This is a genomic window from Methylobacterium sp. E-041 (genome assembly GCF_022829665.1).
In the GTDB taxonomy this organism is placed as follows: domain Bacteria; phylum Pseudomonadota; class Alphaproteobacteria; order Rhizobiales; family Beijerinckiaceae; genus Methylobacterium.
This window is the reverse complement of sequence record NZ_JAKSYQ010000157.1, coordinates 26,500-48,112: the sequence shown is the minus strand read 5'-3', so window position 1 is coordinate 48,112 and position 21,613 is coordinate 26,500. Positions and strand designations below refer to the sequence as shown.

General features: G+C 71.1%; 23 protein-coding genes and 1 tRNA gene. 9 read left to right on the top strand and 15 right to left on the bottom strand.

The features are described 5' to 3' along the window. Nucleotides 1-42 precede the first annotated feature (42 nt). Together MKK70_RS14660 and MKK70_RS14655 are read right to left on the bottom strand one after the other, a co-directional pair. Entirely contained in the window at nucleotides 43-489 is a 447-nt protein-coding gene (locus tag MKK70_RS14660) for a DUF3828 domain-containing protein (RefSeq protein WP_243948606.1), read from the bottom strand. Further along, entirely contained in the window at nucleotides 486-1,424 is a 939-nt protein-coding gene (locus MKK70_RS14655) for a glycine--tRNA ligase subunit alpha (protein ID WP_243948604.1), read from the bottom strand. The genes MKK70_RS14660 and MKK70_RS14655 overlap by 4 nt, the downstream gene beginning before the upstream one ends. Before the next feature lie 211 nt (nucleotides 1,425-1,635). On the opposite strand from MKK70_RS14655, the gene MKK70_RS14650 reads away from it, so the two are divergent. Next, nucleotides 1,636-1,899, top strand: coding sequence for a hypothetical protein (locus tag MKK70_RS14650; protein WP_147725407.1), 264 nt, complete (start codon nucleotides 1,636-1,638; stop codon nucleotides 1,897-1,899). 45 nt (nucleotides 1,900-1,944) lie between these two features. Here MKK70_RS14650 and MKK70_RS14645 read toward each other — a convergent pair whose 3' ends face one another. Next, nucleotides 1,945-2,799 carry a S49 family peptidase gene (locus MKK70_RS14645; RefSeq protein ID WP_243948603.1) on the bottom strand — a complete coding sequence of 285 codons (855 nt, stop codon included), beginning with the start codon at nucleotides 2,797-2,799 and terminating at the stop codon, nucleotides 1,945-1,947. A 232-nt stretch (nucleotides 2,800-3,031) separates the two neighbouring features. Here MKK70_RS14645 and MKK70_RS14640 point away from each other — a divergent pair, with 232 nt between their 5' ends. Next, nucleotides 3,032-3,280, top strand: a complete 249-nt coding sequence (locus MKK70_RS14640; RefSeq protein ID WP_243948602.1) for a hypothetical protein — start codon at nucleotides 3,032-3,034, stop codon at nucleotides 3,278-3,280. 73 nt (nucleotides 3,281-3,353) lie between these two features. Here MKK70_RS14640 and MKK70_RS14635 read toward each other — a convergent pair whose 3' ends face one another. Next, the gene (locus MKK70_RS14635) at nucleotides 3,354-4,103 is read right to left on the bottom strand and encodes a tRNA1(Val) (adenine(37)-N6)-methyltransferase (RefSeq protein ID WP_243948601.1); all 750 of its coding nucleotides are present in this window, start codon (nucleotides 4,101-4,103) and stop codon (nucleotides 3,354-3,356) included. Between the two features lie 2 nt (nucleotides 4,104-4,105). Beyond that, nucleotides 4,106-4,336, bottom strand: a complete 231-nt coding sequence (locus MKK70_RS14630) for a DUF2007 domain-containing protein (RefSeq protein ID WP_243948600.1) — start codon at nucleotides 4,334-4,336, stop codon at nucleotides 4,106-4,108. A 161-nt stretch (nucleotides 4,337-4,497) separates the two neighbouring features. Between MKK70_RS14630 and MKK70_RS14625 the strand changes: the two genes are divergently transcribed. Next, nucleotides 4,498-5,520 (top strand): polyprenyl synthetase family protein, encoded by a 1,023-nt coding sequence (locus MKK70_RS14625; RefSeq protein ID WP_147725412.1) that lies wholly within the window; start codon nucleotides 4,498-4,500, stop codon nucleotides 5,518-5,520. Between the two features lie 59 nt (nucleotides 5,521-5,579). Here MKK70_RS14625 and MKK70_RS14620 read toward each other — a convergent pair whose 3' ends face one another. Continuing rightward, nucleotides 5,580-6,455, bottom strand: a complete 876-nt coding sequence (locus MKK70_RS14620) for a 4-(cytidine 5'-diphospho)-2-C-methyl-D-erythritol kinase (protein ID WP_243948599.1) — start codon at nucleotides 6,453-6,455, stop codon at nucleotides 5,580-5,582. A gap of 119 nt (nucleotides 6,456-6,574) precedes the next feature. On the opposite strand from MKK70_RS14620, the gene MKK70_RS14615 reads away from it, so the two are divergent. Further along, nucleotides 6,575-6,919: a nucleotidyltransferase domain-containing protein gene (locus tag MKK70_RS14615; protein WP_243948598.1), complete on the top strand. Its 345-nt coding sequence runs from the start codon at nucleotides 6,575-6,577 to the stop codon at nucleotides 6,917-6,919. After that, nucleotides 6,903-7,343, top strand: a complete 441-nt coding sequence (locus MKK70_RS14610) for a HEPN domain-containing protein (protein ID WP_243948597.1) — start codon at nucleotides 6,903-6,905, stop codon at nucleotides 7,341-7,343. The genes MKK70_RS14615 and MKK70_RS14610 overlap by 17 nt, the downstream gene beginning before the upstream one ends. Before the next feature lie 7 nt (nucleotides 7,344-7,350). Here MKK70_RS14610 and MKK70_RS14605 read toward each other — a convergent pair whose 3' ends face one another. Together MKK70_RS14605 and MKK70_RS14600 are read right to left on the bottom strand one after the other, a co-directional pair. Continuing rightward, nucleotides 7,351-9,219, bottom strand: a complete 1,869-nt coding sequence (locus MKK70_RS14605; protein ID WP_147841315.1) for a tetratricopeptide repeat protein — start codon at nucleotides 9,217-9,219, stop codon at nucleotides 7,351-7,353. A gap of 277 nt (nucleotides 9,220-9,496) precedes the next feature. Beyond that, entirely contained in the window at nucleotides 9,497-11,170 is a 1,674-nt protein-coding gene (locus MKK70_RS14600) for an electron transfer flavoprotein-ubiquinone oxidoreductase (protein ID WP_243948595.1), read from the bottom strand. A 228-nt stretch (nucleotides 11,171-11,398) separates the two neighbouring features. Here MKK70_RS14600 and MKK70_RS14595 point away from each other — a divergent pair, with 228 nt between their 5' ends. Together MKK70_RS14595 and MKK70_RS14590 are read left to right on the top strand one after the other, a co-directional pair. Next, entirely contained in the window at nucleotides 11,399-12,295 is an 897-nt protein-coding gene (locus MKK70_RS14595) for a uracil-DNA glycosylase family protein (RefSeq protein WP_243948633.1), read from the top strand. 87 nt (nucleotides 12,296-12,382) lie between these two features. Then, nucleotides 12,383-13,294, top strand: coding sequence for a neutral zinc metallopeptidase (locus MKK70_RS14590; protein ID WP_243948631.1), 912 nt, complete (start codon nucleotides 12,383-12,385; stop codon nucleotides 13,292-13,294). A 129-nt stretch (nucleotides 13,295-13,423) separates the two neighbouring features. Here MKK70_RS14590 and MKK70_RS14585 read toward each other — a convergent pair. After that, nucleotides 13,424-13,498, bottom strand: a tRNA-Val gene (locus tag MKK70_RS14585). Between the two features lie 176 nt (nucleotides 13,499-13,674). Next, nucleotides 13,675-13,983, bottom strand: coding sequence for a hypothetical protein (locus MKK70_RS14580; protein ID WP_243948593.1), 309 nt, complete (start codon nucleotides 13,981-13,983; stop codon nucleotides 13,675-13,677). Between the two features lie 173 nt (nucleotides 13,984-14,156). On the opposite strand from MKK70_RS14580, the gene gltX reads away from it, so the two are divergent. Further along, a complete protein-coding gene (gene gltX, locus MKK70_RS14575; protein ID WP_243948591.1) occupies nucleotides 14,157-15,500 on the top strand; it encodes a glutamate--tRNA ligase in 1,344 nt (447 codons plus the stop codon). A gap of 43 nt (nucleotides 15,501-15,543) precedes the next feature. Here the strand turns inward: gltX and MKK70_RS14570 are convergent, their stop codons facing one another. Genes MKK70_RS14570 through MKK70_RS14560 form a run of 3 tightly spaced genes read right to left on the bottom strand, consistent with a single transcriptional unit; the run spans nucleotide 15,544 to nucleotide 18,589 of the window. After that, nucleotides 15,544-15,885, bottom strand: coding sequence for a DUF1491 family protein (locus MKK70_RS14570; protein WP_243948590.1), 342 nt, complete (start codon nucleotides 15,883-15,885; stop codon nucleotides 15,544-15,546). A gap of 56 nt (nucleotides 15,886-15,941) precedes the next feature. Continuing rightward, the gene (locus MKK70_RS14565; protein WP_243948629.1) at nucleotides 15,942-16,661 is read right to left on the bottom strand and encodes a peptidoglycan-binding domain-containing protein; all 720 of its coding nucleotides are present in this window, start codon (nucleotides 16,659-16,661) and stop codon (nucleotides 15,942-15,944) included. Nucleotides 16,662-16,693: 32 nt separating this feature from the next. Further along, the gene (locus MKK70_RS14560; RefSeq protein ID WP_147858191.1) at nucleotides 16,694-18,589 is read right to left on the bottom strand and encodes a PAS domain-containing sensor histidine kinase; all 1,896 of its coding nucleotides are present in this window, start codon (nucleotides 18,587-18,589) and stop codon (nucleotides 16,694-16,696) included. A gap of 322 nt (nucleotides 18,590-18,911) precedes the next feature. Here MKK70_RS14560 and MKK70_RS14555 point away from each other — a divergent pair, with 322 nt between their 5' ends. Then, entirely contained in the window at nucleotides 18,912-19,250 is a 339-nt protein-coding gene (locus MKK70_RS14555) for a hypothetical protein (protein ID WP_243948589.1), read from the top strand. Nucleotides 19,251-19,320: 70 nt separating this feature from the next. Here the strand turns inward: MKK70_RS14555 and MKK70_RS14550 are convergent, their stop codons facing one another. Together MKK70_RS14550 and MKK70_RS14545 are read right to left on the bottom strand one after the other, a co-directional pair. Continuing rightward, on the bottom strand, nucleotides 19,321-20,442 hold the full coding sequence (locus MKK70_RS14550) for a DUF2336 domain-containing protein (RefSeq protein WP_243948588.1): 1,122 nt from the start codon (nucleotides 20,440-20,442) through the stop codon (nucleotides 19,321-19,323). A gap of 131 nt (nucleotides 20,443-20,573) precedes the next feature. Further along, nucleotides 20,574-21,593 (bottom strand): aldo/keto reductase, encoded by a 1,020-nt coding sequence (locus MKK70_RS14545; protein ID WP_243936231.1) that lies wholly within the window; start codon nucleotides 21,591-21,593, stop codon nucleotides 20,574-20,576. Nucleotides 21,594-21,613 lie beyond the last annotated feature (20 nt).

The window sequence follows — 21,613 nt, the reverse complement described above, 5'->3', positions numbered from 1 at the left end:
GAGGCGCGGGATGCCGCCGCTGATCTGCGCGTCGCGCTCGGGCTAGGGCAGCTTCGCAGATAGGATCGTCACGAGATCCCAGGTTTGCGCCGTCGTCGAGCGCACGTCGGCGATCAGCCAGCGCCCGTTCTCGCGCACGAGATCGTAGCGCAGGTCCTGCGGCGTGCCGTTGTGGAAGGTCGCCTGCACCTCCGCACGCGCGTCGTCGGATGCGAGCATGGTGAGCTTCAGGGTCTTCTCCCAGTTCGCCTCCGTGTCCTGCCCGTTCACGTAGAAGGCGAAATCCAGTCGGCCGACCTCGTTTCCGGCCTCGCGCCGGTCCCGCTCGTAGAGCGAGCGCAGGCGCGCCGCATAGAAGCCGACCGCGCCGATATCGTCCTTGGCGTAGAACGCGCGCACGGTCTCGACCGGGTCGGTGGCGGACTGGGCGAAGGCCGGAGCAGCGCCGAGGGCGAACAAGGCCAGGGTGGCGAACGCGAACCGGTTCATGCCGCCGCCGGCGCGCCGCCGGCCTCCGTGAGCAGCCAGGCCGCGCCGCAGGCCTTGGCCAGCTCGCGCACCCGCAGGATGTAGCTCTGGCGCTCGGTCACCGAGATCACGCCGCGGGCGTCGAGCAGGTTGAAGACGTGGCTCGCCTTGATGCACTGGTCGTAGGCCGGCTGAACCATGCGGTGGCGCGTGCCAGCGCGCTCGGGAGTGCCGGCGTCGAGGTAGAGGCGGCAGGCCTTCTCGGAATCGGCGAACTGGCGGAACAGCATCGCCGTGTCGGCTGCCTCGAAGTTGTGCCACGAATACTCCTGCTCGGCCTGCAGGAACACGTCGCCATAGGTGACCTTCTCCGCGCCCGCCCCGCCGTTGAAGTTCAGATCGTAGACGTTCTCCACGCCCTGCACGTACATCGCCAGGCGCTCCAGCCCGTAGGTCAGCTCGCCCGCGACCGGTGCGCATTCGAGGCCGGCGACCTGCTGGAAGTAGGTGAACTGGCTCACCTCCATGCCGTCGCACCAGCATTCCCAGCCGAGACCCCAGGCACCCAGCGTGGGGCTTTCCCAGTCGTCCTCGACGAAGCGGATGTCGTGCAGGGCGAGATCGACGCCGATCGCGGCGAGCGATTCGAGGTAGAGCTCCTGCAGGTTCTCGGGGTTCGGCTTCAGGATGACCTGGAACTGGTAGTAGTGCTGCAGCCGGTTCGGGTTCTCGCCGTAGCGCCCGTCCTTCGGCCGGCGCGAGGGCTGGACGTAGGCGGCCTTCCACGGCTTCGGGCCGAGCGCGCGCAGCGTCGTCGCCGGGTGGAACGTGCCCGCCCCGACCTCCATGTCGTAGGGCTGCAGGATCACGCAGCCCTTGGCGGCCCAGAAGCGCTGCAGGGTCAGGATCAGGCCCTGGAACGACGTTTTCGGGCTGAGATCGGCATCGCTCGGCATGGGCGCTTCTTCGTCGTCGGGCAGGGGAGGCGGCAGCGTTTAAGCGCGGGCGACCGCATTGGGCAACCGCGACGCCGGCGCGGGTGCGGGCGCACACCGAATGCGGCGCAATTTCGGCGGACAAGCGGAACCGTATCGCGACGGCCAAGTTTATTGCCCAACACTGGGATATCGGCCGCCCGCCCCGGCCGAACGCGATGGAACAACAGTCATGCGCAGCCTCGCCAAGAAGAACGTCACCGTCTTCGCGGTCCTCGTCGCCGCCTCGCTCGTCGCGACACCGCTGGTGATGAGCGCCAGCAGCGCACTGGCCACCGTGGACGACGTCTCGGCGGTGGCCGTGCCGGTCGCGGTGGTGCCGGTCGAGGTGGCGCCCGTCGCCGCGCCGGCCGTCAAGGCCGAGGGCTGCACCCGCAAGGTGCGGGTGGTCTACAGCGGGTACGGCACGCCGGACGCCGCCTGCCTCGCGCGCTGAGCGCGCCGTCGTGTGGCGGCCTTGCGGCCTCCGCGCGACGTCGCCTCACAGGCCGTAACGCGCCCAGGCCGCACGCTCCTCGATCGCGGCGATGGCCTCGTCGGCCACGCCGATCCCGCCCGGCGCCCCGCGGCGCAGCAGGCGGGCGACGAACGACCCCTTCGCCTCGGCGATCAGCCTCAGGTCGACGCCCTCCCCGAATCGGGCGCGCAGCGTCGAGCGGATGTCGCCGATCGCGTCAACGAGCCCGAGCTCGAGAGCCTGCCGTCCCGTCCAGATCGCCCCCGTGAACAGGTTCTCGCCGGACCTCAATGTCGGGCGACGCGTCGTGACGAGACCGGTGAACAGGTCCTGCACGTCGGCCTGGATGCGCAGCAGGCGTTCGACGTCGGCCGGGTCCTCCGGCCGGAACGGATCGAGCATCGCCTTGGCGTCGCCCTGGGTGTGGACGCGGCGCTCGACGCCGATGCGCGCGAGCAGCTTGTCGAACCCGAAGCCGGCCGAGACGACGCCGATCGAGCCGACCACCGAGGTCGGGTCGGCGACGATGGTGTCGGCCGCGCAGGCGATCATGTAGCCGCCCGACGCCGCCACGTCCTCGACGAAGGCGTAGACCGGCAGGTTCTTCTCCACGGCGAGATCCCGGATGCGCCGGTGGATCAGGTGGGATTGCGCCGGCGCGCCGCCCGGCGAGTTGATCACGATCGCCACGGCGACCGCGCCCGGCATCGCGAAGGCGCGCTCCAGGCTGCCCGCGACCGTGGCGATCGAGAGGCCCGGGCGCAGCGGCGAGACCGCGCCGATGGCGCCGTTCAGGCGCACCACGGCGACGCGCGACCGCGTCTTGCGAAAGCGCGCCGGAAGGAGCGCACGCACGAAATCCGGAACGGCGAAGGACATGGAGATCCGATGGTGGGAGAAGGCCCGCGTCGTGGGAGGTGGTCATCGCCGGCCCCACGGCAAGGCTTGCGGAGCAGGGCGCGTCGTTTCGCGGCCTGCCGATCGAACCGAATCGCGCCGGCCGCCGTTTCCGGCGCGGCGGAGCGTTCTCCGCCCGGGCGGGGCCCGACCCCTCGCCCGTCCCACGGTAAGGAGAGGACGTCTCGATGCGATCCTGGAGATTTCTTCGGTCGTGCTCGCGCTGCTCGGCGGCGCGACGGGCCTGAGCCTCTCGGCGAAGGCCGCCCCGATGACGGTGCCGATCACCGCCGCGCAGAACGATGCCGCGCCGCTGGTGCAGAATGCCCGCTGGCACGGCCGCCGCCATTGGCATCGCCACCATCGCTGGCACCGGCATCACCGCTGGCACCGTCACCATCACTGGCGCCGGCATCATCACCACCACCATCACGGTCATCATCGCCGGCTGCGGTTCTACTGAGGTTTTGCGAGGGGGGCGTCCGGGACGCCCCCCTCTTTTCACCCGTCGCGGATATTTTGCGCCGCATGCACCTTCACGCCGGCCAGGGCCGGCCACGGTGCAGGGCGTCCGCCTCGGCGGTGAAGCCGCCGTCCGCCCCCTGCAGGACGAGCGGCGGATGCAATTCGAGCGCGGCACGGCTTCCCTTGGTCGCGCGGACGAGGATGCGGATCGCCGGACGCTCGGCGCGGGCGTGAACCGGACGGATCGCGACGCCGCCGAACCGGTTGCGCAGGGCTTCGAGGCAAAGCGGCAGGGCGTCGGCCCGGTGGATCAACCCGAGCCGACCGTCCGGTCGAAGCAGGTCGGTGCAGGTCCGGATCCAGCGCTCCAACCCGCCCACAGGGAAGTCGTGGGCGGCGGCCTTGCCCGCGTCCGGCGACGGGCGGTGACGTCCCGCCTCGAAGAACGGCGGGTTGGTGAGCACGATGTCGGCGCAACCCGTTGCGAGGCCGGCGCTGCGGCGATCGGCACCGGAGGCGAGCACGTCGGCCTCGACCACCGTCACCCGGTCGGCCATCGCGTTCAGCTCGGCGTTCCAGCGCGCCAGCGCGGCGATCTCGGGCGCGCGCTCGATCAGCACGATGCGGCTGCCGGGTTCGCGGATGCCGACGGCGAGCCCGACCGCCCCCGTCCCGGCCCCGACGTCGCAGACGACGTCGCCCGGCTTCGGCTCGATCCACCGCGCCAGCAGGACCGCGTCGGTCCCGGCTCGATGGCTGCCGCGCGGCGGCTGCAGCAGGCGCAGGGTTCCGCCGAGAAAGTCGTCCGGCACCTCGGCCATGATCAGGGGTTCGCGTCGCGAAGCTCGTGCGCGAGCCCGGCGTCGCGCAGGAGCCGGCGCGCCTGCGCGGCATGATCGCCGGGCACCAGCAGGCGCCGGGGGAAGGCGCCGATCGAGCCCTCCATCAGGCTCATGTGGTTGTCGGCGACGAGCACCGGGATGGCGGCGCCTTCGAGCAGCGATTGCGCGAAGCCGATCAGGACGATGTCGTTGGTGCGGATCAGCTCGGTCATCACAACCCTGTTCGCGGTGGAGGGCGCTTTCGTCGCGTGCGCGCTGGCGTGCGCCGGCACCATATCCGGTTTCGCGGACGCATGTTGCGGTGCCCTCAAGCGCATGCGAAGGGGTGGCGCATCGCGCGCTGCAGTCGAAATCGGTCTGGAGGCATCGGACCTTGGGTGTCGTCGTTTCCATCGAAGAAGGCCGCCCCGACGCGGAAGCGAGCCTCGCCGACCTCGTGGCCCTGGTGTCGGGCGGCATGGAGCGGGTGAACGCCCAGATCCTGTCGCGCACCGGTTCCGACGTGGCGATGATCCCCGAGGTCGCCAACCATCTGATCGATTCCGGCGGCAAGCGCCTGCGCCCGATCCTGACCCTGGCGAGCGCCGACCTCTGCGGCTATTCCGGCCACGACGGGGACGTGAAGCTCGCCGCCAGCGTCGAGTTCATGCACACCGCGACCCTGCTGCACGACGACGTGGTGGACGGCAGCGACATGCGCCGCGGCCGGGTCGCCGCGCGGATCAAGTGGGGCAACGAGGCGAGCGTGCTCGTCGGCGACTTCCTGCTTGGGCAAGCGTTCCGGATGATGGTCGAGGTCGGCTCCCTGCGCGCCCTCGACATCCTCTCGGCCGCCGCCACGGTGATCGCCGAGGGCGAGGTCATGCAGCTCACCGCCGCCAAGAACACCGGCACCTCGGAGGACGCGTACCTCGCGGTGATCCGTGCCAAGACCGCGGAGCTGTTCGCCGCCGCCTGCGAGGTCGGTCCGGTCCTCGCCGGGCGCCCGGTCGCCGAGCAGGAGGCCTGCCGCGCCTACGGCATGAACCTCGGCATCGCCTTTCAGCTCATCGACGACGTGCTCGACTACGGCGGCACCAGCGCAGCGCTCGGCAAGAACGTCGGCGACGATTTTCGCGAAGGCAAGATCACCCTGCCGATCGTGCTCGCCGTCCGCCGCGGCACCGAGGAGGAACGCGCCTTCTGGCGCCGGACTCTGGAGCAGGGTGCGCTGGAAGACGGCGATCTCGAGACCGCGCACGCGATCCTGCGGCGCCACCACGCCCTCGAGGAGACGGTCGCCCGCGCGCGCGACTACGGCACGCTCGCACGGGATGCGCTCGATCCCTTCCCCGAAAGCCCGATGAAGTCGGCGCTGCTGCAGGTCGTGGATTTCTGCGTTTCGCGCGTCCACTGATCCGCACGCGGCGGCCCTCGAACCACTCCACAGATCCTCTCGACGCCTCCGCCCGTCCGTCAGCGCAGGTAGGTCGCGACCGTCCACCACGTCGGCTGCGTCGAACCGATCGCGCGCGCGGCCCGCGACGCCGAATGACGATCGGCGAAGACCGCGAACACCGTCGCGCCCGAACCCGACATCCGCGCAAGCCGGCAGCCCGCCTGGGTGCGGAGCGCCGCGAGCGCGGTGCCGATCGCCGGCGCCACGGTCAGCGCCGGGGCCTCGAGGTCGTTGCGCGCCGGCCCGATCGCCGCGACCAGAGCCTCGACCCCGGATCCCGGGCCGATCTCGGGATGGGGCGCGCCGTTCAAGCGGTCGCCGACCCGGAGGCCGAGCGCCTTGAACACCGGTGCCGTCGGCACCGGCACGCCGGGGTTGATCAGCACCGCCGGGAACGGCTGCATCCCGAGCGCCGGGCCGATCTCCTCGCCGGCGCCGCGCATCATGCGGGCCCGCGGATCAAGGCAGACCGGCACGTCGGCCCCGGTGGCCCGTGCGGCGGCGACCACCGCCGGATGGTCGAGGGGCAGGCCGTTCAGCTCCGCGAGCAGGCGCAGCGCCGCGGCTGCATCCGACGACCCTCCGCCGATCCCCGCCGCCACCGGCAGCCGCTTGACGAGATCGAACGCGCCGAGCCTGAGATCCGGCACCGCCTCCGCGAGGTGCCGGGCCGCCCGCACGACGAGGTTGTCGCCGGTCGGGCCGGCCGGTCCCGCGGTGGGGCCGCTCACAGAGAGCGACAGCTCCGGGCCGGGATCCAGCGTCAGCGCATCGCCGACGCCGGCGAACGCCACGAGGCTTTCCAGCACGTGATAGCCGTCGCCGAGGCGACGCCCGAGCACGTGCAGGGTCAGGTTGATCTTCGCCGGGGCGCGGGTGGTGAGCAGGGGCACGGGCTCTCGTCGGGGCGATGACTTGGAGCGGCAGGCCATACGAGGCGGGCGCCAGCGCGGCAACCCGCAGGCGTACGCCCGGCATTGTCGGCCCGCCAAGGCCGGCCTAGGATCGCACGGTGTCCCGATCCAACTACGCCGATCCGCTGCCGGACGACCTCGCCACGTTGATCGCGGCGATCCGCACCCGCATGCGACCGCGGGCGATCTGGCTGTTCGGGAGCAGGGCCCGCGGCGATCATCGTGCCGACAGCGATTGGGACCTCGTCGTCGCGGTGCCGGACGATGTTTCCGACGATGCGCTCGATCCCATCATCGGGTGGTCGATCGGCCGCGAAGCCGGCATCTCCGCCACGATCCTGGCCGCCCGCGAAAGCGAGCTGGCCGAAAGCTGGGGCGTCCCGAATACGCTGAGCTATGCCCTCGCCCGCGAAGGCCTGAGACTCGATGTCCAAGGGGCGTAGGATCGCGACCTGCCTCGAGCTTGCCCGCGATTGTGCGAAGGATGCTCGCATCCTGCTGAAGGCCGAGTCGCGGAACGCTGCCTACTTGGCGTCGCAGGCCGCCGAACACCTGATCACGGCCGTCGCCACGGCCGAGGGCATCCACATCGAGCGGAAGGACGCCCACCAGCTCGATACCATCGTTCGGAAGATCCCGGAGGAAAACCCGGATCGCCGGGCACTCGCAGCGATCACGTTCCTGGAAGCCTACGCGACCAGCTATCGCTACGGGACACCGACAGGGCGTGTTCCGGCGACCCCGTCATCCGACCGCGTCGAGGACGCACTGGCAGCGATCGATGGGCTGATCGTATCCCCCGAAGAGCATTTCGCGATCGAAGCCGAAGTCGGCGGGACCGCGTCGAACCCGGTCCCGCGTCGATAAGCCTGCTTCAGCCGCCGCTCTTCTTGTCGGCCGAGCCCGGCGCCTCGCTCGGGGCCGGGGCGCCCTTCGGCAGTTCCGGGTTCTCGGCGTTGTGCGGCGCGGCCACCGGCGCCGGCGGGTTCTCCGCCGTGGCGGTCGGCTTGTCGGTATCGGGCAGGCCGTTCTTCAGCTTCTCGTTGATCTGCACGAGGTCGTCGGGCTCGGGGTTCAGGTCCTTGGCGTGCTGCCACTGGAACTTGCCTTCGAGGCGCCGGCCAGAGCGCCAGTAGGCGTCGCCGAGGTGGTCGTTGATGGTCGGGTCGCCCGGCTTCAGCTCCACGGCCTTCTCGAGCTCGCGCACCGCGTCGTCCCAGCGCCCGAGGCGGAAATAGGCCCAGCCGAGGCTGTCGACGATCATGCCGTCGCGCGGGCTGGCGTCGGCCGCCTGCTTGAGCAGCTTGAAGGCGTCGTCGATGTTGATCTTCTGATCGACCCAGGAATAGCCGAGATAGTTCAGCACCTGCGCCTTCGCCGCCGGCTGGCTCGCCGGCACGAGCTCCAGGGCCTTCTTCAGGTCGGCCTCGGCCTTCGGCCATTGCTTGGCGCGCTCGTAGGCGGTGCCGCGGAAATAGTAGGTCGTCCAGAAGTTCGCCTGCGGCCGGTCGCCGATGAGCGCGATCGCGCGGCTGTAGGTCTCGGCCGCCTCCTCGTACTTCTTGCGCGAGCGCTGCACGTTGCCGAGCGCGGTGATGACGTCGATGTCGTCGGGATGCGCCTTCATCGCGGCGTCGAGGTACTGCAGCGCCTCATCGCCCTTGCCGGCCTGCTCGAGGTTGAGGCCGATCTGGATGTCGGCGTTGAGCTTCAGCGGCGAGGTCGCCGGGATCTGGGCGTAGGCCTCGTTCGCCTTCTCCGGCTGCTTCATCCGGTCGAGGGTGTCGGCGAGCGTCAGGCGCGCCAGCGCATGCTCGGGGGCGAGGTAGAGGGCGAGCCGGAGGTAGACCACCGCCGGCAGCTCGTCGCCCTGCGTCGAGCCGGCCGAGCCGAGCCCGTACAGTACCTCGCCGGCGCCTTCCTGCGCCGTGGTGACGAGGCGGGCGAGCGGCTTGCCGGCCTTCAGCTTGTCGAGGGCGTCGCGCACGATCGGGTGGCGCGGCATCAGCGCGTCGAAGTCGGTATAGGCCTGGATCGCGAGGTCGGTGCGGCCGGCATTGGCCTCGAACCGCGCGTAGGCGTCGACGATGCGCAGGGTGTTCTTGTCGGCGTCGTAGGCCGCCTTGAGGCGGCGCTCCGCCTCGGCCTGGTCGCCGGTGACGCTGGCGATCAGACCGGCATGATAGTCGCGGAAGGTGTTGTAGTAGCGCTCGCCCTTGAGCTTGCTCACGGTCTCGAGGGCGCGCTTGCCGTCGCCGGCACCCGCATAGGCCCAGGCGGTGAGGAGCGTCGCGGTGAGGTCGGCGGCAGCCCCGCGTCCGCTGCGCGAAAAATTCTGGCGGGCGGCGGCCCACTGGCCGGCCTTGATCTGGCGCACGCCGAGCGACAGCTGCGCCAGCCCGTTGGTCGAGTCGCGGTTGACAAGGCGCTCGGCCGCACGGAACGCGTCGGGCAGGGCGCCGTCGGCGAGCAGCGAGACGAAGGCCCGCTCGAGCAGATCGGTGTTGCGCGGATCGGCCTTCACCGCCTCGCGGTAGAAGCTCGCCGCCGCCGCGGTGTCGCGGGAGGCCCCGGCGATGTAGGCCGAGAGGAAGTTGCCCTCAAGCGACTCCGCCGGCTCGTACTCCGACATCGGGCTGGATTCGCGCGGCTGCATCGCGAACGCTTGCCCGCCGAGCGAGACGCTCGCGGCGAGCGTCAGGGCGAGCACCGTGCGGGTGCGGCGGGGACGGACATCGGTCATGGGCACCGTTCACGGCTCCTGCGGGCGCCTGCCCATCGCGGCCAGGCGGCGCCGAATTCGGCGGGGACACTGGACTCTTCCCGCCATGCCCGCAAGGCGAAAGGATGGCGCGGGCCCGACCGCCGGACGCCGCCGGACCCGCCGCGATTCGATCGTTCCAGGCCCCGACGGACGACCCTTTCGGCTCGCGCGTCCGGTTCCCGCGGAGCGGGTTCGCCGAGCGAATCCGCTCCGCGCGACGTGGATCGCGCGGAGCGGACGAGGCGGATCGATCCGATCACATGTTGGGGTAGTTCGGCCCGCCAGGCCCCTCCGGCGTCACCCAGTTGATGTTCTGGTTGGGGTCCTTGATATCGCAGGTCTTGCAGTGGACGCAGTTCTGCGCGTTGATCTGGTAGCGCACGCCGTCGCCGGCGGCCGCATCCTCGACCCACTCGTAGACGCCCGCCGGGCAGTAGCGCGCGGAGGGCCCGCCGAACACGTCGTGCTCGGAGGTCTTCTGCAGGCCCATGTCCTTGACCTGAAGGTGGGCCGGCTGGTCCTCCTCGTGGTTGGTGTTCGAAAGGTAGACCGAGGACAGCCGGTCAAAGGTGAGCTTGCCGTCGGGCTTCGGGTAGACGATCGGCGTCACCTCGGAGATCGGCTTGGTGCAGGCGTAGTCGGGCTTGCCGTGCTTCAGCGTGCCGAAGATCGAGGCGTTCAGCAGGGTGTTGGACCACATGTCGAGGCCGCCCAAGCCCACGCCCGCGAGCGTGCCGTAGCGCGACCACAGCGGCTTGACGTTGCGGACCGCCTTGAGGTCGGTGCCGATCGCGCTGTCGCGCCAGCCGGCATCGTAGGCGGTGAGCTCGTCGCCCTGGCGCCCGGCCTTCAGCGCGGCGGCGATGGCGTCGGCCGCCTGCATCCCGGAGAGCACCGCGTTGTGCGAGCCCTTGATGCGCGGCACGTTCACGAAGCCGGCGGAATCGCCGACGAGGCAACCGCCGGGGAAGACGAGCTTCGGCACCGATTGCCATCCGCCTTCCATGATCGCGCGGGCGCCGTAGCCGATGCGCTTGGCGCCCTCGAACACCTCGCGGATCATCGGGTGGGTCTTGAAGCGCTGGAACTCCTCGAACGGCGACAGGGTCGGGTTCTCGTAGTTCAGGTGCGTGACGAAGCCGACCGAAAGCAGGTGGTCGTCGAAGTGGTAGAGCCACGAGCCGCCGCCGGCCTTGTTCGGCAGCGGCCAGCCCATCGAGTGCCGCACCAGGCCCGGCTCGAACTTGCCGGGCGCGAGCTGCCACAGCTCCTTCACGCCGAGCCCGTACTTCTGGTGGTCGCTGTGCCGGTTAAGCTGGAACCGGTCGATCACCGTCTTGGTCAGCGAGCCGCGCGCCCCCTCGCCGAAGATCACGTACTTGCCGCGCAGCTCCATGCCGCGGGTGTAGTCGTCGCGCGGCTCGCCCGACTTGGCGATGCCGAGGTCGCCGGTGGCGACGCCGACGACGACGCCCCGGTCGTCGTAGAGCACCTCGGAGGCCGGAAAGCCGGGATAGATCTCGACGCCGAGCGCCTCGGCCTTCGCGCCGAGGTACTTGGTCACGTTCGATAGCGAGCCGACGAAGTTGCCGTGGTTCGACATGAACTTCGGGAAGAATAGGTTCGGCAGGGTGACGCCGCTGTTCTTGGTCAGGAACAGGAACTCGTCGCGCTCCACCGCGGTCTTCAGCGGCCGCTCGGGATCGTCGCGCCAGTCCGGCACGAGGACGTCGAGGCCCGACGGGTCGATCACGGCGCCCGACAGGATGTGGGCGCCGACCTCGGAGCCCTTCTCCACGACGACCACGTTGACCTCGTCGCCGCTTTCGAGCGCGTGCTGCTTCAGGCGGATGGCCGCGGCGAGCCCGGCCGGCCCCGCGCCGACGACGACCACGTCGAAATCCATGCCCTCGCGTTCGGGATGCGCCATGCCTGTCGTCTCCTGCCGTGTCTCGTTCGTGCGCGCGGACCGTGCGTCTCCGCCGTCCGACCGTTCGATGCGCCGTTGCCGTCGTTCTGAACCCGTTCCAATGTAGGTTGGCAAGCCGCTGCTGGCAGGGGATCGGGCGCGGGAGCGGCCAAGTTGCGCAGCGTCGCGGCCTGACGCCGACCGGAATGCCGCGTTGTCCACAGGCGTGCGAAGCCCCACATGATGCTCATGACCTCGTCGGCGGACGCACAGCGCGACCTGATCGCGTACCTCGATTTCCATGTGGAGAGCGGCGTCGACCTCGCCCTCGACGAGGCGCCGCACGACCGCTTCCGGGAAGCCGACACCCCGGCGCCGGCCCTGCGCCGCAGCGCGCCCGTGCGCGAGGCGCAGGTGGAAGCGCCGCGCCTGGAACAGCCGGAAGCGCCGCGCTGCGAGCTGCCGCCGCGGGGCGATCCGCCGCCGGCGCCCGAGAAGGCTCCGCCGCGCACCTACGGGCAGTCGGCATCGGCAAAGCCCGAGGATGCGGCGATCGATGCGCGGGCACGGGCGAAGGATGTCGGGACGCTCGAGGAGCTCGAGGCGTTGATGGCGACCTTCGACGCCTGCCCGCTGAAGTTCACCGCGAAGAACCTCGTCTTCGCCGACGGCAATCCGGCCGCGAAGCTGATGTTCATCGGCGAGGCGCCCGGCGCCGACGAGGACCGCATCGGCAAGCCGTTCATGGGCCGCTCGGGCCAGCTGCTCGACCGGATGATGGCGGTGATCGGCCTCGACCGGACCAAGGCCTACGTCGCCAACGTGGTGCCCTGGCGGCCGCCGGGCAACCGCGAGCCGACGATCCAGGAACTGGCCGTGTGCCGGCCGTTCCTGGAGCGCCAGATCGAGCTGGCCGACCCCGACATCATCGTCTGCCTCGGCAGCCCGGCGACGAAGGCGATCACCGGCAACAAGGACGGCATCCTGAAGGCGCGCGGGCGGTTCTACCCCTACGCGATGCCTCACCGCACCGTGCGGGCCCTCGCCACCCTGCACCCGGCCTACCTGCTGCGGCAGCCGATGCAGAAGCGGCTCGCCTGGCGCGATTTCCGGCTGCTGCGCACCGCGCTCGACGGAAAAGCTTGACCGTTCCGGCGGAACCGTCCTTCGGCCTGTGTCATTACCCTGCGACTCGCGATAACGGCGTCGTGAGAACGAGTGGCGGTCGAGACCATGCGCTGGGACGATTTTCGGAGTTCGGACAACGTCGAGGATCGTCGCGGCGAGGGCGGCGGTGGCGGGATGGGCTTCCCGGGCGGCGGCGCCGGCGGCCTCGGCATCGGCGCGATCGTCGTCATCCTGATCATCAGCTGGGTCACGGGCATCAACCCGGCGATCCTGATGGGGGGCGACGAGCAGATCACCCGTGGCGGCGGCAGCCAGCGCGAGGAGCCGGCCGATCCGCAGATCCAGACGCGCCGCAAGACCGCGCCGACCGACGACAGCGGCCGCTTCGCCTCCAAGATCCTCGGCAACACCGAGGACGTATGGAGCCAGATCCTGCCGAACCAGACCGGCAAGCAGTACACCCCGACGACGATGGTGCTCTACACCGGCGGCACCCGCAGCGGCTGCGGCTCGGCCCAGGCCGCGATGGGCCCGTTCTACTGCCCGCTCGACAAGAAGGTCTATCTCGACACGGGCTTCTTCAAGGAGATGGAGCAGAAGTTCGGCGTGAAGGGCGACTTCGCCTACGCCTACGTCATCGCTCACGAGGTCGGCCACCACGTGCAGGACGTCCTCGGCATTCTCGGCAAGGTTCAGGCCCGGCAGCAGCAGGCGTCCTCGAAGCGAGACGCCAACGCGCTCTCCGTGCGGATCGAGCTGATGGCCGACTGCCTTGCTGGCGTCTGGGCCAAGAACTCCAACGACAAGTACAACGCGCTCGAGCAGGGCGACATCGACGAGGCGATGAACGCGGCGAGCGCGATCGGCGACGACAAGCTGCAGAAGCAGAGCCAAGGCTACGCCGTGCCGGATTCGTTCACCCACGGCTCGTCCGAGCAGCGCCAGCGCTGGTTCATGAACGGCTACAAGAGCGGCCAGACGAAGTCCTGCGACACGTTCCGGACCGCGAACAACTGATCCTGGCTAGCTTGCTCCATCCTCTGCGGGGGGAGCGATGCGGCTCACGGCGATTTCGAGCGCTCGGGCTGGCACGCACGAGCGCTCGCCGCGCGTCGAACGATGCCGTGACGGCGATGCGGAAGAGAATGGTGGACGGTGCAGGGATCGAACCTGCGACCTTTCCCGTGTGAAGGGAACGCACTACCGCTGTGCTAACCGTCCGTACCGCGCGGCGACACGCCGTCGCCGCGACCGGGGCGACCGGCGCTGGCGCCTTCGATCCCGGGACGAGGGCCTTCTAGGGCGGGGTAGGCGGCGGCGTCAAGCTGCAGAACCGGCGCGACCGCCCACCAATGTCGACGGCCGCGCCGGCTCCGATCGGAAAACCGCCCCGGGCCCTATTGGCCGCCGGCGTTGCCGCCGCCGCCGCGGCCCATCTGGGGAACGCCGCGCTCGGGCTGGTCGGCGTTGCCGCCCGCCGCGGAATCCGTCGTGACCGTCGCCGCGCCGGTGCCGGTCGGCGCGACCACGGCGCTGGCCCCGGAGCCGCTGTTGGTGGCGCCTCCCGGAACCGCCACGGTGCCCGGCGGCGTGCCCGGCGCGACCTGCTGAGGCGGGTTCGGCTGGCGGATCGGTGCCGGTGCGTTGCTCTGGGCGAAGGCCGGCGTCGCCGCGGCGACGAGGGTGGCGAGGAGAATCGATCGCATCGGAGGGTGATTTCCCTGGATAGTGGACGCCGCGCTGCGCGCAGCCGGTCGAACGACACAGGTCTTCAACCGCGAAACCCGGCGCGCGTTTCCGTCGGTCCTCGCGGGGCGTGCGGCTCCCTCTGTCCGACGGGCTGTGGCCGAGCGGGTCGATTGGGGGTTATGAGCCCAGCATGGCTCCTCTCGTCCGCTTCGCGCCGTCTCCGACCGGCTTCCTCCACATCGGCAATGCGCGCCCGGCGCTGCTGAACGCGCTGTTCGCCCGCGCGCGCGGCGGCCGCTTCCTGCTCCGGCTGGACGACACCGATCGCGAACGCTCGACCGAGGCCTTCGCCGAGGCGATCGAGACCGACCTCGCCTGGCTCGGCATCGTGCCGGATCTACGCGCCCGCCAATCCGACCGGACCGCGATCTACGACGCGGCCGCCGACAGGTTGAAGGCGCTCTGCCGGCTCTATCCCTGCTACGAGACGTCGGAGGAGCTGGAGCGGCGGCGCAAGCGCCAGCTCGGCCGCGGCCTGCCGCCGATCTACGACCGCGCCGCGCTCGCCCTCACCGCCAACGAGCGGGCGGCGATGGAGGCCGAGGGCCGCATCCCGCATTGGCGCTTCAAGCTCGAGCCGCGCGTCGTCGCCTGGGACGACCTCGTCCGCGGCGAGGCCCATGTCGACTGCGCCTCGCTCTCGGACCCGGTGCTGGTGCGGGCCGACGGCAGCTACCTCTACACGCTGCCCTCGGTGGTCGACGACGCCGACCTCGGGGTCACCCACGTGATCCGCGGCGAAGACCACGTCACCAACACCGGCGTTCAGGTGCAGATCTTCGAGGCGCTGGCGGCGACGCTGCCGATCTTCGGCCACCACAACCTGCTGACCACGGCGGACGGGGAGGGGCTTTCCAAGCGCCTCGGCCACCTCTCGCTGCGGTCCTTGCGCGAGGCGGGCTACGAGCCGGCCGCCGTCCGCTCGCTCGCCGTGCTGACCGGATCGGCGGAGGCGGTCCGCGCCGTCGCGACGCTGGACGAGCTCGCCGGCCTCGTCGACCTCGCCCACATCTCGCGGGCGCCGGCAAAGTTCGACCCGCACGAGCTCGACGGGCTCAACGCCCGCATCCTGCACGCGATGCCCTTCGCCGACGCCGCCGAGCGCCTGGACGCGCTCGGCATCCCGGCCGCGGCCGCCGAGCCGCTGTGGCTCGCGGTGCGGGCCAACCTGCACAGGATCGACGAGGTCCGGGACTGGTGGGGGGTGGTGGCCGGGCCGGTGACACCGGTGATCGCAGACGCCGCCGTGACGGCGGCGGCCCTCGACACCCTTCCGCCCGAACCCTACGGACCCGAAACCTGGAAGGCCTGGACGACGACGATCCGCGAGCGGACCGGCGCCAAGGGCAAGGCGCTGTTCATGCCGCTGCGCCTGGCGCTCACGGGGCTGGAGCACGGGCCCGACCTTGCGGGCCTGCTGCCGCTGATCGGCCGGGACCGCGCCGGGCGACGGCTCGCCGGAGAGACCGCCTGAGACGCCGCCTCCCGGGCGGATCCTGGAAAAACGTCGGCCGGCTCTACTCGGCGAGATCGAGGAGATGGCGGCCCTCGCGGTCGTCGATCTCGATGATCCACAGGTCGGAATCGAACCGGATCTCCTTGGTCAGGCGCTCCTCCGCATCAAGCGGCGTGCCCTCCGAGACCATCGCCACGAAGCGACGCCCGCCGGTATCCTCATATTCGAACAGCGCTTGCGGCGCCGGCCCGTAGAGGTCGGCGCGGCCGTCGAGGCGATCGACCTTGACGAAGATCGCGCCGGCCTCCGCCGCGCCCCGGCGGCGCTGCACCGCGGAGATCCCCTCGACGGCCAGTCGCCGCAGATGGGCCGAAACCCAGAAGTCGGAGCGCAGGCGCGGCATGGACTCTCCCGGTGCGGATGCGCGCCGGGCATGCGCCGCGCCGGACCGCGATGCAATCAGGCCGGGGGCAGGGCCGCGCGGGCGGCGAGCTCGCGCAGCGTGCGGCCGGCGGCCTCGCCCTTTACCGGCAGCTTGCGGTCGCGCTCGAACTTCTCGATCGCCGCGCGGGTGGTCGCTCCCATCAGCCCGTCGGCCTTGAGCGGGCCGTAGCCGAGCTTCGACAAGGCCTTCTGCGCCTGCATCACCGCCGGCTGCGGCTTGGGCGGCGCGACGGCACTCTTGGGAGTCACCGAAGCGGTCGTCTCGTCGGATCGGATCAGGTCGGCGATCGGATCGCGGGCGGCGGGCCTAGCGGCCTCTGCTGCCTTGAGAGGCGTGTGCGCCGGCTCGGCCGGCCGGTCGGCATCGGCGACCTTCTCAGGCGTCGACCTCGCGGCGGGGTCCTTTCTCGCGGCGTCCTTGCTCGCCGCATCCTTGCTCATCGCATCTTGGCGGATCGCGATCTTCGGCAGGATCGGGGCCGGGTGGCGCCCGTTCTGGTAGCCGAGGGCGTTCATCGAGACGACCACCACCGCGCCGAACGCGACCACGCCGCCGAACAGCGCGCCGGGATTGCGCCGGCACATCCGGAACGTCCCGCTGGCGACGGCGCCGAGCATCATCCGCCATTCCGACACGTCGGCGGCGGGCCGGCGCTGCGCCGGGCGGCGGGGGGCCTTGGCCGGGCGGGCGCTGCGGGCGTCTCCGGCGACGGTGATCTCGCGATGGTCGCGCATCTCGGACATTCTGTCTCCCCGTTGCGTTTCGATCAGCCGACGCGGCGCAGGCGCGCGGGATCGTCGATCTCCCGCACCACCGTCGGCCCGGTGTCGAACAGGCCGAGCGGCAGCCGCACCACGGCGCCGTGGGCCGAAGCCCTGCCGGCCGGGCGAACCCGGGCGGTGAGCGGCGCGGTGCCGACCGGGCTCTCGGCCGACCGGCAGGCCCTCGGCAGGCTGACGGTGACCGTGGTCCCGGCATCCGGCGCGCTCTCGATCGCGATCGTGCCGCCGTGCAGGCCGACGAGGCCCTGCACCACCGAGAGGCCGAGGCCGGTGCCCTCGTGGGTGCGCTTGTAGCCGCCGGAGCCGGCCTGGAAGAACGGCGTTCCGAGTCGCGGCAGGTCGGCCTCGCGGATGCCGATGCCGGTATCCGACACGATCAGGTCGAGGCCGGCCGCGGTCCGGCGTAGCGCCACCTCGACGCGGCCGCCGGCCGGCGTGAACTTCACCGCGTTCGAGATCAGGTTGATCAGCACCTGACGGCAGGCGCGCGAATCGGCGGTGATCTCGATCGGGCCGGGCTCGGCGACCTGCGCGAGCACGACGCCGACCGCATCGGCCTTGAGCTTCATCAGGTCGCAGCAGCTGCGCGTCAGCGCCGCCGCGTCGACCAGCTCGGGCGCGTAGTCGAAGTTGCCGCTTTGGATCCGGCTCATGTCGAGCAGCGTGTTGACGACGCTGAGCAGGTGCTGGCCCGAGGCGCCGATGATGCCGGCATATTCCCGCGCCCGCTCCGGTGCGAGCACGACCGCGCCTTCGCCGGCCAGGACCTCGGAGAAGCCAATGATAGCGTTCAGGGGCGTGCGCAGCTCGTGGGTGACGTTGGCCAGGAACCGGCTCTTGACCTCGTCGGCGCGCTCCGCCTCGGCGCGGGCGCGCTCGAGCTCCTCGGCGTGGCGGCGATGCTCGGTCACGTCGCGGGTCACCGCGACGACGCCGACCGGGCCCGACGGCGACTGCGCGATCCGGTGGGCGCGCATCTCGACATGGATCAGCCGCGCGCCGTCCTGGCGCCGGGCGGTCGGGTCGACGTTGAGGCGCAGCTGCACCGTCGCCGGCTTGCCCAGAGCCGCGACGTCGCTGATCGCCTGGAGGAAGGCGGGGCGGTCGGCCACGTGCACCCGCTCGAGCAGGCCGTGGCCGCGCAGGCGCATCGCATCGGTGCCGACGAGCGTCTCGGCCGAGGCCGACGCCTCGATCACCCGGCCGTTGACGTCGTGCCAGGTCACGAGGTCGTCGATGGCCGCGAGCAGCATCCGGTCGCGGGCCTCGTTGTCCCGCATGCGCTTGCGCCACTGGCCCTCGTTGCGCATCTGCTCCAGCACCTGCGCGGCGACGTGGCCGATCGCGGTGATGGCGAAGACCGGCATCGCGACGGAGGCCGACAGCGCCATGGTCGGGCTCGTGATGATCCACGATCCGGTGAACGCCACGCAGAGGACGCCGACCATCGCGAGCAGCGACGCCGCAACGGTGGCGCGCTTCGAGCCGGAGACCACCGCCTCGAGCGGGATCGCCACGAGCCAGATCGCGGCGGCCGACTGCACGCCGCCGGTGAGGCTGGCGAGGCACACGACGAGGCCGGTGAGGCCGGCCGACGAGACGGCGTGCGCGATCCACAGCGAGCCGGTGCGCGAGAGCAGGACGGCGGCGAGCACGGGCAGGAACAGGCTGGCGATCGCCAGGACCTCGATGCCCGACGGCACGCCGCGCCACAGCAGGTAGGGCGGCAGGCCGGCCATCATCACCGCGCCGGTGGCGAGGCGCGACACGAGGAAGCGCTCGTGGCGGAAGCGCACGCTGGCATCCTCGATCGCCGATTCATGCACGAAGCTCGCGAGGCGGGCGTCGAGCAGCGCGGGCAGCCGGTGTTGAATACGCAAGACAGATACGCGCAACGCACAAGACCCAAGACCAGGACGGCCAACAACGCGGCATGCCTGGCAATACTCGGCCTTCGCGCCCCCCGGTTCGGTGACGAACGACTAGATCCCGACCCTCGCAGACCCGGCTTAAACGAGTGTTGCGCGTCGGCCCGCGATGGCCGGGATGCTTTCCACAACGTAACCGTGACTACGCGCAGGGTGTCCCCGTCGGGGCTCGTTCACCATCGAATGCCTTTTAGGCGATCGGTTGACGTTGGATTCAGGAAGCCGGCCCCACCCTCGGGCGTCTTCGACCCGCCCGCTTCCCGGATCACCGTCCATGTCGTTCCTGCTGCGAGCCGCCCTGGTGATCGGCGCGTTGTCGTACCTCGCGGCCACCCGCGACCAGCCGGGGACACGCGCGAGCGTTCCGCCCGCACCCGAGATGGCCGGTCCGCGCGACGCGGCGTCCCCGGCGCCCGCGACGGGATCGACGTTGCTCGCCACGGTCGGGTCCGCCACGGCCGCCTGGAGCGCGATGCCGGCGGAGTCCCGGCAGCGCCTGGCGCAGGAGGCCATGGCCGAGCTCGGCCGGCACGTCGGTCCGCAGGCCGCCTCGCGCGACACCCTCGCGGATGCCGATCGCAAGGCTCCGTGGCGGGGATCGGAGGGGCGCTGAGGCCGTTCGTGCTGGACGATACGACGACGCGGAATGCGTGAGCCCCAGCCGGCGGCCGGCGCGGCCGATCTCAGGACGACTTCCGAGCCCGCATCGGCAGGGGCGTCCGGTTCGCCGGCCGCTCGGCCGCGGCCTGCCGGATCTTGCCCGTGTCCGGCGCATGGTGCGGCTGGTGGGCGTCGGACGCGCCGGTGCGCTCGCGCAGCGGCCGGTCGAGGATCGCCGAGAGCAGGTCGCGGGCGGCGGGACGATCGGTGGTCCGAAACAGGCGGACGAGCTCGAACACCCGCTCGGCCGAGCGCGAGACCGCCTCGTCGAGGGTCAGGAAGACGTAGACCGCCTCCTCCTCGTGGAGGTCGGCGGCGCGCAGGCACAGCGTGAGCAGGTCGTAGCGCGAGCCGGCGTCGGGCGCGCTGCGCAGGAAATTCGCCGGCAGCCCGAGCCCGTCCGACAGGGCGGCGAGGAAGCCCGGGACGTCGTGGGCGGCGGAGAGGCCGAGCAGCATGCCGCCAAGATTGCGCGGCGGGGGCGGGCAGGGGCGAAGCGCGGCCGTGGCGGCGATCGCCTCGCGGATCGCGTCGCGCCGGATCGGGTCGGCGTGCAGGTAGAGCGGAGCGAGCTCGCCGGCGGCGAGATCCGGGCGGGCGAGCAGGAGGCCAGCGAGGTCCGGATCGGTCCGGCCGCGGCCGACGAGGTGCCGGACGTCGCCGCCGCGGAGCGTGATCCCGAGATTGCCGGCAAGCGCCCTGTCAATCGCCGGATCGCCGCGCTGCGCCAGCTCGGCGATCACCGCGCGGGGGAGGCCGGGTCGGCCGGCCATCGCCGAGCCGAGATCGGCACCGTCGAGGAGCGCGGCATCGATCAGGGCGGGCGAAAGCGTCACCGCCGACCCCAGCACGATGTCGCGGACGCGTCCGCCGCGGGCGGCCAGCGTGGCGAGGACGGATTGCGGCGTGTCGGCGAAGGGCGCGAGCTTCTCCGCAACGATCGCCGCCGTCTCCTCATCGACGATCGGGATCAGACCGCCGGCGAGCGAGGCGAAGGATTCGAGCTCCGACTTGTCGCGGTTGGCCGCCTGCACGAACAGATCGGTCTGGACCCGCAGGATGACGGGCTTCAGGTCGAGATGCGCGATGCGCGACAGTTCGATCAGCCCGGACAGGTCGGGCGCGACCTCGACGGATGGGGGCATGGCACTTCGGATACGCAGGAACTGGATCGACCATCACGCTAGGGTCGTTTGCGTGAATCGACCTTTAAGCCGCTCGCCGAAGCGACGTGTCGTCCTGCGCCAAGATCGGATCGGCACGAGGCCGATCCGCCTCAGACCTTCGTGCCGCTCACCGTCACCCGGCCCTCGATCGGGTAGGCCGGATCGTTGTAGCCGGGCGTCGAGGGATGGCCGGTCACGACGAGGCCGTCGACCAGGGCCTCGTCCTCGGGCGTGAAGCGATAGTCGAGCCCGCCGAGGTAGTCGGTCCATTGTTCCATGGTCCGCGGGCCGGCGATCACCGCGGTCACGGCGCGGTTGTTCATCACCCAGGCAAAGGCGAACTGCCCGGCGGTGATGCCGCGCGCCTCGGCATGGTCCTTCAGGGTGCGGGCGATGCGCAGCGATTCCGGGCGCCATTCCGTCTGCATCATCCGCGCGTCCTGGCGGCCGGCGCGGGTGTCGGCCGGCGGCGGCGCGTCGGGATCGTACTTGCCGGTCAGCACGCCGCGGGCGAGCGGCGAGTACGGCACCACGCCGAGGCCGAAATGCGCGCAGGCCGGCAGGTGCTCGGTCTCGGGCATGCGGTTGAGCGCGTTGTAGTACGGCTGGCTCACCACCGGCCGGTCGATGCCGTAGGCGTCGCACAGGCGGCAGATCTCGGCGATCCGCCAGGAACGGTGGTTCGAGACCCCGAAGTGCCGGATCTTGCCCTGGCGAACCAGGGTCTCCATCGCCCGCACGGTCTCGTCGAGCGGCGTCGCGTGGTCCTCCTTGTGGAGGTAGTAGATGTCGATGAAGTCGGTCCCGAGCCGGCGCAGGCTCTCCTCGGCGGCGCGAAGGACGTGGACGCGCGACAGGCCGCGATCGTTCGGCCCGTCGCCCATCGGGTTGGCGACCTTGGTGGCCAGCACCCAGGCATGCCGATCCGTCGCGATCGCGCGGCCGGTGATCGCTTCCGAGGCGCCGGAATTGTAGACGTCGGCGGTGTCGATGAAGTTGACGCCCGCATCCCGGGCGCTCGCGACGATGCGCGCGGAATCGGCCTCGTCGGTGGCACCGCCGAACATCATCGTGCCGAGGCAGATCGGCGAGACCTTGAGGCCCGAGCGGCCGAGCGTGCGGTAATCCATCGGAAGCGGTCCTGCGTCGT